The organism is Terasakiella brassicae (genome assembly GCF_014641495.1).
In the GTDB taxonomy this organism is placed as follows: Bacteria; Pseudomonadota; Alphaproteobacteria; order Rhodospirillales; family Terasakiellaceae; genus Terasakiella; species Terasakiella brassicae.
In genome coordinates this window covers 1-13,248 of record NZ_BMHV01000009.1, presented here as the reverse complement: position 1 = coordinate 13,248, position 13,248 = coordinate 1, and the positions used below count along the sequence as shown (strand labels likewise).

Genomic DNA, 13,248 nt, shown 5'->3' with positions numbered 1-13,248 from the left:
TTGGAAAATGAGTAACTGGATTGAAGTCGGCACCGTTAACGATATCCCCAAGCTGGGGGCACGTGTGGTCAAAAGTATGCGCGGTGATATCGCTGTCTTTCGAACAGCCGATGATGAAATTTTCGCCATCGTCGATAGCTGTCCCCATTCCGGCGGCCCGCTGTCACAAGGAATTGTGCATGGAAAGGCGGTTGCCTGCCCGCTGCATAACTGGAATATCGATCTGGAAACAGGCGATGTGCTGGACCCTGATCATGGCTGTGCGCGCGTGATCCCGGTTTCCAGTAAAGACGGCATTGTCCGTATCTACGTTGAGGCGGAGGCAACAGGAACGCATGGCTGACAGCATTCGCACCACTTGCCCTTATTGCGGCGTCGGTTGCGGGGTACTGGTTTCAAAAGATAATGCGGGTGGGGTTGTCGTTAAAGGCGACCCCGACCACCCGGCAAATTTCGGTAAGCTCTGTTCCAAAGGGGCGGCTCTTGGGGATACATTGGGCCAAGATAACCGTTTGCTGACACCGAAAATCAATCATCAGGTTGCAACATGGGAGCAAGCCAGTGATTTGGTGGCCGCCCGTTTTAAGGAAACGGTTGAACGCTATGGACCGGATAGTGTGGCCTTTTATGTATCGGGCCAGTTACTGAGCGAAGATTATTATGTGGCGAACAAGCTGATTAAAGGTTTTATCGGAACCGCCAATATAGATACAAATTCACGCCTGTGTATGAGTTCTTCCGTCGCCGGGCATAAACGTGCATTTGGTTCTGACACGGTACCTCAAACCTATGAAGATTTGGAAACATCCGATCTGGTTGTTCTGGTTGGATCAAATCTGGCATGGTGTCATCCTATCCTGTTTCAACGTCTGAAAGCCGCGAAAAAGAAGCGGGGAACCAAGGTTGTGGTTATTGATCCGCGCAAAACGGCGACCTGTGAAATTGCCGACCTTCATTTGGCAATCAAACCGGGTTCGGATGTTCTGCTGTTTAATGGTCTGCTGAGCTATCTGGATCAAAATGGTGCAAAAGACCAATCCTATGTGGCGGCATTTGTCGAAGGTCTTGAAGAAACATTACACGCAACGGCTGTTGATATCCTGAGTGTTGCAAAAGGTTGTGATGTGTCTGTTGCAGATGTGCTTGCCTTTTATGACGGGTTCTTAAAGACGGATCGGACCTTGAGTGTTTATAGCCAAGGGGTCAATCAGTCGTCCCAAGGCACCGATAAAGTCAACAGCATTATCAATTGTCATCTCTTTACCGGTCGCATTGGGCGTGAAGGTTGTGGCCCGTTATCTGTAACCGGACAACCCAATGCGATGGGCGGGCGCGAGGTTGGCGGATTGGCCAATATGCTGGCCGCTCATATGGATTTTACACCCGATGACATTGATCGGGTATCGCGTTTTTGGCAGGCCCAGAATATTGCGAAGGAACCGGGTAAAAAAGCATTGGATATGTTTGAAGCCATTCACGAAGGTCAAATCAAGGCGGTGTGGATTATGGCGACCAATCCCTGTGTTTCCCTTCCCGATGCGGGGCGGGTACGCGAAGCCTTGGAAAAATGTGATTTTGTGGTGGTGTCTGATTGTGTGGATCATACCGATACGATGGCTTATGCCGATGTCGTTCTGCCAGCCGCTGCCTGGGGGGAACGTAACGGAACGGTGACAAATACGGAACGCCGTATTTCAAGACAACGCGCCTTTTGTGATCTTGCGGGCGAGGCACGGCCCGATTGGAAAATTATCACGCAAGTTGCCCGTAAAATGGGGTTTGAGGAGGCTTTCCCTTATGAAAGTTCCTATGACGTTTTTCACGAGCATGTCGCCTTATCTGCGTTTGAAAATCAAGGCAGGCGTGATTTTGATTTATCCGGTTGGATCGATTTATCGCGTGCTGGATTTGATGAAATTGAACCCACGCAATGGCCTGTCGGCACATATGCGAAAGATCGTTTTTTTGGGGATGGTCGTTTTTATACCGCTTCGGGTAAGGGCAATATGGTGCCTGTGCAACCCAAAAGCCCGGTTTATCCTGTCACGGCGGATTATCCCTATGTGTTGAACAGCGGGCGTATCCGTGATCAATGGCATACCATGACGCGCACCGGGCTGTCCCCGCGCTTATCGACACATGTGATTGAACCCTATCTGGAAGTTCACCCCGAAGCCGCCCTGTGCGAAGGATTGCTGGACGGTGGTTTGGTGGAAGTTACCTCAAATTGGGGCCGGGCGATTTTACGGGTCAAAATCAGCGAGAATATGAAGCGCGGCGAAGTCTTCATGCCGATGCATTGGAGTGATGAAAACAGTGCGGAAGCCGTTGTCGGTCGTCTGGTAAATCCGGTTTGTGATCCTTATTCCGGTCAGCCGGAAAGCAAACATACACCTGTTTGTTTGAAACCTTTTGCCGCCGATTGGCATGCGTTGTTGATTGTACGGGAGAAGTTGGAACCATCCGGTTTTGCCTATTGGACGCGCAGTCTTGCAAACGGGTGTTATATCTATGATGTGGCAGGTGTCGGGGATCCGTCCAGCTGGGATGATTATGCCGGTGTTTTGTTGGGCCAAGGTGAAATGTTGGCGATGAGTGATGAACGCCGTGGTGCGCGCCGTTATGCGGTTTTGTGTGACGATAAACCGCTTGGTGTGATGATTATGGCGCGCACACCTGAAGGTATTCCATCGCGTAACTGGATTGCCAGCCTGTTTGCACAGGAAGAACTGAATGCACAAGACCGCTTATCATTATTAAGCGCAAAACCTGCGGGTAAAGTGGCGGAAAAAGGCGCGATTGTTTGTTCGTGTTTCAATGTCGGCTTGCTGGAAATTCAACGCGCGATCGTCGAAGAAGGCCGAATGAGTGTCGAAGCCATCGGCGTTGCGTTGAAAGCCGGAACCAATTGCGGGTCCTGTCAGTCTGAAATCCAGCAAATTCTGGAGGAAACGCAAACAAATGACCAAAAACAAAAAGTTGCCTAAGAGGGGGATAGGTTCTTAACTCGATTGAAAAGTGGTGTTTTTTGCACTCTCTACCACCGCACTCAATATAAGCAGGAACCTATAAAACAGGGCCGGAAGATAATTTTTCCGGCCCTTTTTCTTTATCAGTACTGACGTAGCATTTTACCCACGTAACTCGCCGCCGGTGTTTTTAGCAACACTGGCAACCACGTTATCACTGACGGTTTGAATTTGTTCATCCGTCAGGGTGTCGGTGGTGGGTTGTAAGGTGATGCTGATGGCAACGGATTTTTTACCCGCTTCCACATTTTCGCCTTCATAAACATCGAATATGGTCACATCGCTGATCAATTTTTTATCAGCTGTTTTGGCCGATTGAATGATCTTGGCCGCAGGAACATCGCGATCCACCACAAAGGCAAAGTCACGTTCGACACTTTGGAAGGCGGAAAGTTCCAACACAGGGCGTAACGCGCCTGTTTTCTTGGATTTTGTTGCCGGAATAGCATCGAGATAGATCTCAAAACCAACGGCAATCCCCTTGTAGCCCATTTTCTTGAGCGTACCGGGATGCAATTCCCCGAAATAGGCCAAGGTGTTTTTCGGCCCCAGTTTCAAGGCACCACTTCGCCCCGGATGATAATGGGCGGGCGCGCCTTCGGGGTCCACTTGCAGGCTTTCAACTTTGGCACCGGCTGCTTCCAGAACCGCCATTGCATCAGCCTTGGCATCAAACACATCAAAGCGGCGCGGGGCTTGCGCCCAGTTACGCGGGCCGGTTTGACCTGTACGTACGCCGCAAACCACAACGGGTTGCTTGTCGGCTGTATCACCGTCAAACTGCGGACCAACTTCGAACAGGCAGCCATTGGGTAGGCCACGATCATTGTTGCGCTGGCAAGCGGCCAGCAGATTGGGCAACAGGCTTGGACGCATAATCTCCAAATCTTTGGAAATCGGGTTGGTTAGACGCAGGTTTTCATCAGACCAACCAAACAGTTTGGCCTGTTTTTCTGGCAAGAAAGCATAGGTCACGGCTTCGGACAGGCCGCGTGAAACCAGTGTGCGACGTGAAATATCGCGTTTGATCTGCATGGGGGTATAGGCAATCCCCGGCAGGTTGGTTTCACGAACCAAAGACACTTCTTCGATATGCTCGTAACCATAAACGCGGATGATTTCTTCAACGAGGCAAGCTTCCAGTTCAATATCTGAACGCCATGACGGCGGTTGAACATCAAAGGTGTCGCCTTTGTCTTCCAATTTGCAGCCTAAAACGTCGAGGATGCGGACCATATCACTTTCCGGCACGTCAACACCGGTCAATTGTTTGACACGGGCTTTGCGCAAAGTGATGGTGCGTTGCCATTGGGGTTCTTCACCGGCAATAACCAGATCAGAGGCTTCGCCACCGCATAACTCAAGGATCAGGCGGGTTGCCATTTCCGTCATGTCAACAACGCCTGCCTCATCAACACCACGTTCGAAACGATAACGGGCATCGGACAGGATATCCAGTTTACGTCCGGTCATAGCGGTGCGGATCGGGTCGAACAACGCACATTCTAAGAAGACATTAGTTGTGTCGTCCTGACAGCCGGAAGCTTCGCCCCCCATAATACCACCAAGGGCATGCGGGGTTGTGTCGTCACACACAACGGTCATGTCCGCATCCAGCGTGTATTCTTTTTCGTCCAGTGCTTTCAGTGTTTCGCCTTCTTTGGCGAGACGGACATGCACATCACCGTTGAGTTTGTCGGCATCAAAGACGTGCAGCGGGCGGCATAGGCCTTGGCTGAAATAGTTGGTGACATCAACGAGTGCGGAAATCGGACGCAGGCCAACAGCAAGCAGCTTGTCTTGCAGCCATTTCGGGCTGGGGCCGTTTTTTACACCGCGAATATAACGCCCGGCAAATTGCGGACAGGCTTTTGCGCCGTCTGCCGGATTGTGCAGATGGATTTTGATCGGGCTTTCATACATCCCTTTTACCGGATCAGTATTGATCGGTTTTAAAGTGCCAAATCCGGTTGCGGCCAAATCACGGGCAATACCGCGCACGCCTGCGCAATCGCCCCGGTTCGGGGTAATGGCAATTTCAATAATCGGATCGCTCAGGCCCATAATGTCGATCGCGCGTGCGCCAACTTCAACATCGCCCGGCAGATCGACAATGCCGTCATGGGAATCGGACAAATTCATTTCTGCTTCGGACATCATCATGCCCTGACTGTCCACACCGCGAATTTTTGTCGGCTTCAAGGTCACGTCCAGACCGGGAATGTAGGAACCGGATGTGGCAAACACACCTTTCAGGCCGGCGCGTGCGTTCGGGGCACCGCAAACGACCTGATATTCTTTTTCACCATCAAAGACTTTCAGCAGTTGCAACTTGTCTGCATCCGGGTGTCGTTCTGCGGTCAGAATTTCAGCAACCTTAAACGTTTCCAGACCTTTGGAGCGGTCTTCGACGCCTTCGACCTCCAATCCGATCATGGAGAGTTTTTCAACGATTTCGTCACAGGTCTTATCTGTTTCGAGATGCTCCAAGAGCCAGCTTAAAGTGAATTTCATCGGGTCAGCCCTCCTACCATGCTGGGAATGTCCAAGGCCTTGAAGCCATAATGGCGCAGCCAACGCAGATCAGATTCATAGAATGTCCGCAGATCGGGAATGCCGTATTTCAACATGGCAATCCGTTCGATCCCCATGCCAAAGGCAAAGCCTTGATATTTGCTGGAATCGATACCGCAGTTTTCCAAAACTTTGGGGTGAACCATGCCGCAGCCTAAAATTTCCAGCCAGTCATCACCGGCACCGATTTTGAATTCACCGTCTTTACGGGTACAGCCGATATCGACTTCCGCGCTGGGTTCTGTGAACGGGAAATAGCTGGGACGGAAACGAACGGGCAGATCGTCTACACCAAAGTAGGCTTTGCAGAAATCAATCAAGCAGCCTTTCAGGTGACCGAAATGGGTTTTTTCGTCGATGACCAGCCCCTCGATTTGGTGGAACATCGGTGTATGGGTCGCATCGTAATCACAACGATAGGTGCGCCCCGGACAGATAATACGGATGGGTGCGCCCTTTTCCTGCATGGAACGGATTTGTACAGGGGAGGTATGGGTGCGCAAGACCATACGATTGCCGTCTTGTTCGCGTGGCAGATAAAATGTGTCGTGATCCTGACGGGCGGGATGTTCCGGGCCAATGTTCAGGGCACCGAAATTGCGCCAATCGTCCTCGATATTCGGCCCTTCGGCAACGCTGAAACCCATCTCGCCAAAGATGGCAATGGCTTCATCAATGGTTTGGCTGACCGGATGAACCGTGCCGGTGTGTTCCGGGCGCACAGACAATGTCACATCAATTTTTTCCGCCATCAAGCGGGCGTTGAGTTCGGTATCGGCCAATTCTGTTTTACGCGCATCAATGGCTTGGGCGACTTCATCTTTAATGAGGTTGAGCTTTTGTCCGGTTTCTTTGCGTTCTTCCGGTGTCAGGTCTTTCATGTTCTTCATCAACGAGGTGATGGACCCTTTTTTACCGAGCGCACTGACGCGAATGTCGTCTAAAGCCTTGGAGTCGGTCGCGGCAACGACAGCTTCCAGGACTTCTGTTTTAATCTGATCGAGGTTTTCCATATCCGTTCCCTATGGAAGTGTTTAGAGCAAACAAAAAAGGAGACCAAGGCCCGAAGGCCCCAGTCCCCTTTTCCAAGAATTTTCAACGTAAAACAATCAGCTTTACGTGAGCGTTTTGTTACTTGGCAAGAGCGGCCTGGGCCTGTTCTACCAAAGATTTAAACGCGTCCGGCTCACGAGCGGCCAGATCAGCCAGAACTTTACGGTCCAGCTCGATACCAGCCAGTTTCAGGCCATTCATGAATTGAGAGTAGCTTACGCCATACTGACGAGAACCAGCATTGATACGCTGGATCCACAGTGCGCGGAAGTTACGTTTTTTGTTGCGACGATCGCGGTACTGATACTGAAGGCCTTTATCGACCTTTTCCATAGCAACGCGCAGGACGTTTTTATTACGGCCGCGATAACCCTTGGCCGCCTTGATGATCTTCTTGCGACGAGCGCGGGAAGCAACTGCTACTGTTGAACGCATGTGTCTTAATCCTTATTCTGGGCTTGTAATCGTGTACTTAAGCGTACGGCATCAAAGATTTGGCCATACGTGCATCAGCTGCACACAGAACCATTGTGCCACGTGCCTGACGTTTCATTTTCTGAGAACGTTTGCGCAGGTTGTGGGATTTGAATGCGTAAGCACCGCGTACTTTGCCAGTAGCCGTGATCTTGAAGCGTTTTTTCGCGCCAGATTTCGTCTTCATTTTAGGCATTTCATTATCCTTTATGTATCTACATTGAAACCAACGCTTCGGCATGCCTTAGCCTCAGTTCGTTATCCTTCAATGCCTTTAACAAAATATGCGCCGCTGACTAAAATTTCAGCGACGAGGTAGCGGGTTATAGACTCAAGATCATGGGAATGCAAGGGCAAAATATGTTTCAGGGCACACGCTATTCTTTATAAAGGGCCGCAAAATTATCTTCTTTTGCCAGAAGCTCTGAAAATCGTTCCATAAAGGGGGCATATTTTGCATGGAGATAATGGTAAAAATGGCGGGTCTCAAGGGTCATAATTTTTTTGAGCGATGCGCTCAACAACCCTTCTTTTTGAAGGAAATCAACGTAGGGATCATTGCTGAGAAAGGACCCGATAATGCCCTTGTTGAAGGCAATATATAAATCGTCTTCGTTCTTATAGGCCACGGGTGTCAGCAGAGGTTTTTGCCGGATAAAACGTTCCTGCCATGCATAACCTTTGATATAGCCCAGCGGACGTGTTTTATATATTTCCGGGTCTGCGGAAGCCCAAAGGGAGGCAGGAATGGAAAGCAGCGGGAATTGAGAGCGCACAAAGGTTTGTGTGTAACTTTTCTCGATATCTTCCAGTCTGTAGAGTTCCCCGTCAATGAGAGAACTGTTGAAATATATAACACTGCGTTTGGGCGGCAACAGACGAACCGATAGCTTACAGCCCAGCTTTGCATACATCTCTTCAAATATATGGCGCGCCTTCAGCGTCAACTTGTTTTCCGCATACATACTGAGAGTTTGCGGACATTGCGGCGGGGTCGCATAAGCAGGGGTATTCAGGTAGAACAAGGTGGTCAGAACAAGTATTGATACAATTCTCATCTTTAAAATAAGCCAGCATGAAATAATGAATAGAACGTTTTTAATAAATGTTTCTACGTCTTGGGAAAAGGGTATTAATTGACGCAATGGACATCAAAGGGGCTGTCGAGTGAAAATGTCGGAACGGTCACCTCCAGACGTTCGCCATTTCCACTGATCATTTCATAAGACCCGCCCATAAAACCGCTTGGGGTTTGCAAGGGAACACCGCTGGTATATTCGTAAAAACCACCGGGGCTGATGAGAGGTTGTTCACCGACCACGCCTTCGCCGCGAACTTCCTGTACACGCCCTAAGGCATCGGTGATTTTCCAGTAACGCGAGAGCAGTTGTATGGGTTCAAACCCGCTGTTGTGAATGCGGATATGATAGGCCCACATAAAGGCATTTTTTTGCGGATCGGATTCCTGTTCCAGAAAAAAAGGTTGGACAGTTATGTGTACCATCCGCGTTGTCGCTGAAAATTCCATTCTTAAGGCCCTGTTTTATATGTTCAGATTCTAAAGATGGGGAGGCGGGATGTTTTACGCAATAAGGAAATGGGCATGAGCTGCGGCGACCGGGCGATTTTCATCGTCTTGCCAAGCCGTAACGCGCACGTTTGCAACGCGTTTGCCTTGCTTGACCACTTGTCCACGGGCAAAGGTATCCTTATTGAGGGCAGGGCGAAGATAGTCGATCGAGACATTTATGATACGGGGAATGCGCACCGGGTTGGCAAGTTCGTCCAGCAGGTGAAAAGAAGCCGCATGCTCCATAAGACCGGCAACCACCCCGCCATGAACAGCCCCGATGATTTCATTACCGATATTGTCATCATGTGCGCGCAAAATCGTCAGCAAACCGTGTTCATCACTTGAAATATCCAGCCCGACCAGTTGAGCATAAGGGATCAGGGTGTTGATATCCTGTAAACTGCTTGTTCCAAAAAGGGTTTTCATCACATATCTTCCTTTTGCAGTTTGAATGTACCGCTGGCCATAAAGGTTCCGGTGGCTTTGGCAACCATTTTGTCTTCGCTGTCCTGCCAGGCCCAGCCGCGCACATAAGCAACATCATCATTATGATGAAAACATTCCGCCTTGGCGTAAAGGGTACGATCACCATGCAGTCGGTCCAGATGATCCAGACGTAAATCCAGTGTCGCAACGGTACGGCCTTCGCTGTAAGCCGACGAGGCAACGGTGCCACACAAGGTATCCAGAAGGGTGGTGACAATTGCGCTATGCATGAAATTTTGGGCCGTATTGCCGATAAATTCGGGTTTAGGGTCCAGTTGCATGGCACCGACACCTTCGTCAAGCTGTGTGAACTTCAGCCCCAGTTTTTTGCAATGGGGCAGGTTTTCAACGGTATGGCGCATAAACTTAAAAACGGAAAGAGACACGTTCATTGTCCTGATGGTGACGCAAGGCTAAAATGTAAGGTTTGTGAACTGTAAGTGCAACATACAATGTTTAAGTTTGCTTAAATGTTTGTACTTTATTTACACTTTTGTGCGATTATCCTTGTTACTTGTTCTCGTCGCAATGGAGAAAATGCGTGGCAAGACTTTTGATCGTCGATGACGATGAAGCCGTTTTAGCGGTTATGGCAGAGGCATTGCGAAATGCAGGATTTGACGTTGAAAGTGCTGTGAACGGTCAGCAGGCGCTGGAGCAAATACGAAAGGGTCGTTTCGATCTATTGATTACGGATATTTTAATGCCGGAAATCGACGGGCTTGCCATTATTGATAAAGCAATTGCGGGTAATCAGGATATTTCCGTTCTCGCCATTTCAGGGGGTGGCCCGGATCAAGATGGCGGCGATTTGCTGGAGGCCGCTATGCTCAGTGGGGCGGATGCCATTTTGGAAAAGCCCTTTTTGCCGGATGAGCTTATCCGTACAGCGCGTGCTTTATTACGTTAAGCCTGATTGATGCCGCAAGCCGATCATATGAACCTTTATGGGTTTGGTTTATCCTGCTTGCCATAGGTTTTAAATTTTTCAAGAACCTCGTCCATTTCGCTATCGCTCAAGATATAAGGTTCACCAACCTGCAAGGCGCTCAGGTATTGTTCACAAAGAAGTTCCAGTTCTTGTGCAATTTTCAGGGCTTTGTCCAGATTTGGGCCTGTCACAATCATACCATGATTGGCCAGCAGGCAGGCATGACGGTCTTGAAGCGCGTCAAGGGCCGCATCGGATAAAGCTTGTGTGCCGAACGTGGCATAAGGGGCACAACGGACATCTTTGCCACCACAAACCGCAATCATGTAATGAAAAGGCGGCAGATCCCGGCGCAGGCAGGCCAAGGTGGTCGCAAATTTGGAATGGGTATGGATAACGGCATGGACATCGGGTTTTGCCAAATAGATATCGCGATGAAACAGCCACTCGCTTGAGGGTTTAAGTGATCCCGTGTAGGTGCCATCCATATGGACGTTCACGATATCTTCGGGACGAAGCGCGTCATAATCCAGCCCCGATGGTGTGATTAAAAAACCATTGTCCGATCTTGTCGAGACATTGCCGCTGGCACCTTGATTGATACCCAGGGCATTCATTTTTAAGGCGGTGTTGATAACCTGTTGCCGAGTCATAATTGTTTACTCTTTTGATGTTGCCAAGGCTCGTTCGCCTATGTTTATGCAAACTCGGGGAACAGTTGTACCAAGCCGTCTTTGCTGGGGTGTGCGACACCGCGTTCAGTGATCAATCCGGTGACATATTTCGCCGGGGTGACATCAAAGGCGTAATTTGCCGCCTTGCAGCTTTGTGGGGTGATGGTGACTGTGGCCGTGCTGCCGTCTTTTAAACGTCCGGTCATTTCGGTGACCTCGGTGGCATCGCGCTGTTCAATCGGGATTTCCTTTACGCCGTCATCCACCGTCCAGTCGATGGTCGGGGACGGCAGGCCCACATAAAAGGGCACACCATTGTCATGGGCGGCCAAGGCTTTCAAATAGGTGCCGATCTTGTTGCAGACATCCCCGCTGGCGGTGGTGCGGTCTGTGCCGACAATACATAAATCAACCTCGCCATGCTGCATCAAATGTCCGCCGGCATTATCAACGATCAGGGTGTGGGGTACACCGTGATTGCCCAGTTCCCATGCGGTCAGGGATGCACCTTGATTGCGCGGGCGGGTTTCATCCACCCAGACATGAACAGGAATACCCGCATCAAAGGCTTTATAAATCGGGGCGGTTGCGGTGCCCCAATCCACTGTGGCCAGCCATCCGGCGTTGCAATGGGTCAGGATGTTGATCACACCTGTTTTGCCTTTTTTCTCCCAAATCTCTTCAATGATTTTCAGGCCATGATCCCCAATGGCGGAATTTTGTGCGACATCGTCATCACAGATTTGCGCTGAAAGTGCGTAAGCCGCTTTTACACGTTCAGCAACCGGCAAGGGCAAAATCTGTTTACGCATTTCATCCAGTGCCCAGCGTAAATTTACGGCTGTTGGGCGGGTGGCATAAAGTTCTTTGTAGGCTTGTTCAAATCCTGCGTCAGTGGCATCAGCATGCAAGGCAAGCGCCATACCATAGGCCGCCGTTGCCCCGATCAATGGCGCGCCACGCACCAACATGTCAAAAATCGCATGGCATGCATCGGCTAATGTTTCCATACGCACTACTTCGTAGGCGTGTGGCAATTTGGTTTGATCAATAATATTGACGCCAAATCCATCATCATCCAGCCAGATCGGGCGGGTGGGAGTGCCATTAACTTTCATTGGTGTTATCCTTTCAAAACCCGGCCGGCAACCGCGTCCAGTTTGGCTAGCACTTCCGGGTCGCGGGCATCCGGGGCGGTGATGAGCGCGTATTCAAGCGCAGTGTGACAGCCAGATGGGCAGGGGAGTGGGGCTTTTGCGATTTTTGGGGCAACAGCTTTGACAAGGCTGCGGCCTTTTTCGGCATTTTCCAGCAACACTTTGATGACTTGCTCAACGGTGACATCGTCGTGATCTTCATGCCAGCAATCATAATCGGTGACCATCGCGACAGTGGCATAGCCCATTTCAGCTTCGCGGGCCAATTTGGCTTCGGGCATGTTGGTCATTCCGATGACGGAACAGCCCCAACTACGATAGAGGTTGGATTCTGCCTTGGTGGAAAACTGCGGGCCTTCCATCGCAAGATACGTCCCGCCTCGGGTATAATCGATATCCAGTTCTTTCAGGGCGTCTTCCAGACAATCGACCAGTCGTTTCGACACCGGTTCGCCAAAAGCAACATGGGCAACGCAGCCGGTTGTGAAGAAAGATTTTTCGCGGGCGAAGGTACGATCAATATAATCATCAGCCAGTACAAAATGCCCGGGCGGCAGTTCTTCTTTCAGCGAGCCACAGGCAGAAATCGAAACAATATCTGTCACGCCGGCACGTTTCATTGCATCGATATTGGCGCGGTAATTGACATCGGACGGGGAAATGCGGTGACCGCGCGCATGACGGGGCAGGAAACGCATTTGAACGCCGTCCAGTTCACCAAAAAGGATCTCGTCTGAAACGGTACCGAAGGGCGAGTCGATTTTCGTCCAACGGGTATTCTCCAGCCCGTCTATCTCATAGATTCCGCTGCCGCCCATGATGCCGATGATGGTCTCTGACATGTTTAAAACACTCCTGCCTGAAAGAAAATTCAGAGACTCTTTTGCCACGTCTTTTAAGGGAATGCCAAGAAATAATGTGTGCCAACTTTGGGAATGCACAATTAATATGCGTCATGGTGAATATATACCCACTATTACGCATATTTTTTGAACAGATGGTAAAAAAAACGACTTATTCCGGAATTTGGTCTTGCAAAGAGGTAAATTAAGGGTAAAGCTTGGATGTGTGCATGAGAAACAACGAATGTTTTTTCGCATGTGCAAAAAGAAAATCATGGAAGAGGCCGATTTTTCGGGCTCTTTTTGTAGATGTTCTGGCTAAATAAAAAGTAACTATATGTTGTCTAATAGCGGTCCTTTTTGTCAAGCTCCATCTTTGTCATCTTAGCCGATTTCATGGTTGTCTTCGCGGTCTGTTGGCCTTTAATTTTATGAAGGCCGCCGCATGATGGCTT

14 protein-coding genes are annotated in these 13,248 nt (G+C 49.9%); 3 read left to right on the top strand and 11 right to left on the bottom strand.

The features are described from left to right. Positions 1–7: 7 nt before the first annotated feature. Entirely contained in the window at positions 8–343 is a 336-nt protein-coding gene (gene nirD, locus IEW74_RS07590; RefSeq protein ID WP_188663408.1) for a nitrite reductase small subunit NirD, read from the top strand. Continuing rightward, on the top strand, positions 336–2,987 hold the full coding sequence (locus IEW74_RS07585) for a nitrate reductase (RefSeq protein ID WP_188663406.1): 2,652 nt from the start codon (positions 336–338) through the stop codon (positions 2,985–2,987). Before nirD ends, IEW74_RS07585 begins: the two co-directional genes overlap by 8 nt. Before the next feature lie 144 nt (positions 2,988–3,131). Here the strand turns inward: IEW74_RS07585 and pheT are convergent, their stop codons facing one another. The 8 genes from pheT to IEW74_RS07545 form a co-directional block, all read right to left on the bottom strand. Then, positions 3,132–5,543, bottom strand: coding sequence for a phenylalanine--tRNA ligase subunit beta (gene pheT, locus IEW74_RS07580; RefSeq protein WP_188663404.1), 2,412 nt, complete (start codon positions 5,541–5,543; stop codon positions 3,132–3,134). Continuing rightward, complete coding sequence (pheS, locus tag IEW74_RS07575) at positions 5,540–6,616, bottom strand: phenylalanine--tRNA ligase subunit alpha (protein ID WP_188663402.1); 1,077 nt, start codon at positions 6,614–6,616, stop codon at positions 5,540–5,542. Before pheS ends, pheT begins: the two co-directional genes overlap by 4 nt. A 118-nt stretch (positions 6,617–6,734) precedes the next feature. Next, on the bottom strand, positions 6,735–7,091 hold the full coding sequence (rplT, locus tag IEW74_RS07570; RefSeq protein ID WP_188663400.1) for a 50S ribosomal protein L20: 357 nt from the start codon (positions 7,089–7,091) through the stop codon (positions 6,735–6,737). A 37-nt stretch (positions 7,092–7,128) separates the two neighbouring features. After that, positions 7,129–7,326: a 50S ribosomal protein L35 gene (gene rpmI, locus IEW74_RS07565; RefSeq protein ID WP_188663398.1), complete on the bottom strand. Its 198-nt coding sequence runs from the start codon at positions 7,324–7,326 to the stop codon at positions 7,129–7,131. A 181-nt stretch (positions 7,327–7,507) separates the two neighbouring features. Next, the gene (locus IEW74_RS07560) at positions 7,508–8,188 is read right to left on the bottom strand and encodes a hypothetical protein (protein ID WP_188663396.1); all 681 of its coding nucleotides are present in this window, start codon (positions 8,186–8,188) and stop codon (positions 7,508–7,510) included. A 74-nt stretch (positions 8,189–8,262) separates the two neighbouring features. Continuing rightward, a complete protein-coding gene (apaG, locus tag IEW74_RS07555; RefSeq protein ID WP_188663394.1) occupies positions 8,263–8,658 on the bottom strand; it encodes a Co2+/Mg2+ efflux facilitator ApaG/CorD in 396 nt (131 codons plus the stop codon). A gap of 54 nt (positions 8,659–8,712) precedes the next feature. Then, on the bottom strand, positions 8,713–9,129 hold the full coding sequence (locus IEW74_RS07550; RefSeq protein WP_188663392.1) for a PaaI family thioesterase: 417 nt from the start codon (positions 9,127–9,129) through the stop codon (positions 8,713–8,715). Next, positions 9,129–9,575 carry a PaaI family thioesterase gene (locus IEW74_RS07545; RefSeq protein ID WP_188663390.1) on the bottom strand — a complete coding sequence of 149 codons (447 nt, stop codon included), beginning with the start codon at positions 9,573–9,575 and terminating at the stop codon, positions 9,129–9,131. The genes IEW74_RS07550 and IEW74_RS07545 overlap by 1 nt, the downstream gene beginning before the upstream one ends. A 155-nt stretch (positions 9,576–9,730) precedes the next feature. Between IEW74_RS07545 and IEW74_RS07540 the strand changes: the two genes are divergently transcribed. Next, entirely contained in the window at positions 9,731–10,099 is a 369-nt protein-coding gene (locus IEW74_RS07540) for a response regulator transcription factor (RefSeq protein WP_188663388.1), read from the top strand. Between the two features lie 35 nt (positions 10,100–10,134). On the opposite strand, the gene IEW74_RS07535 is transcribed toward IEW74_RS07540, so the two are convergent. The 3 genes from IEW74_RS07535 to IEW74_RS07525 are packed head-to-tail and all read right to left on the bottom strand — an operon-like array spanning position 10,135 to position 12,793. After that, a complete protein-coding gene (locus IEW74_RS07535) occupies positions 10,135–10,773 on the bottom strand; it encodes a class II aldolase/adducin family protein (protein ID WP_188663386.1) in 639 nt (212 codons plus the stop codon). Positions 10,774–10,817: 44 nt separating this feature from the next. Next, complete coding sequence (mtnA, locus tag IEW74_RS07530) at positions 10,818–11,912, bottom strand: S-methyl-5-thioribose-1-phosphate isomerase (protein WP_188663384.1); 1,095 nt, start codon at positions 11,910–11,912, stop codon at positions 10,818–10,820. A gap of 5 nt (positions 11,913–11,917) precedes the next feature. Then, positions 11,918–12,793, bottom strand: a complete 876-nt coding sequence (locus tag IEW74_RS07525; RefSeq protein ID WP_188663382.1) for an S-methyl-5'-thioadenosine phosphorylase — start codon at positions 12,791–12,793, stop codon at positions 11,918–11,920. Between the last annotated feature and the right edge of the window lie 455 nt (positions 12,794–13,248).